The sequence below is a fragment of the Mesorhizobium sp. M2C.T.Ca.TU.002.02.1.1 genome (assembly GCF_003997225.1).
The window spans coordinates 1-329 of record NZ_RZTO01001583.1; the positions used below are offsets into that span (position 1 = coordinate 1).

1 pseudogene is annotated in these 329 nt (G+C 58.4%); it reads left to right on the forward strand.

From position 1 onward, the window contains the following. Positions 1-252 (forward strand): annotated as a pseudogene (locus tag EOD07_RS37410) (glycosyl hydrolase); the annotation flags it as partial. Positions 253-329: the final 77 nt, after the last annotated feature.

Below are 329 nucleotides of genomic sequence, written 5' to 3' on the forward strand. Positions count from 1 at the left end.
AGGACCAACGGCGTCAAGCCTGGAAACATCACGCTGGGCGAGTTCGGCATGATCCGTCAGGAATACGGCAATTCCTATGTGATGCCCGCTAGGTATCGGGCCGCCTATGTCAGGGACATGATCGCGCGTGCCGAAGCACATGGCTTCTCATGGTCGGTGTGGAGCTATGGCGGCGCCTTCGGCATCGTCGATGCCTTCAACGGCGACAAGGCCGAGCCGGATGTGATGGACGCGATCAAATCGCTTCACTGAGGCGATCTGGATTTAGCCAAGGTCGATCGACAGGATTTCCGGCCGCATCCCGAAACGCACCGGCAATATGCTGAAAC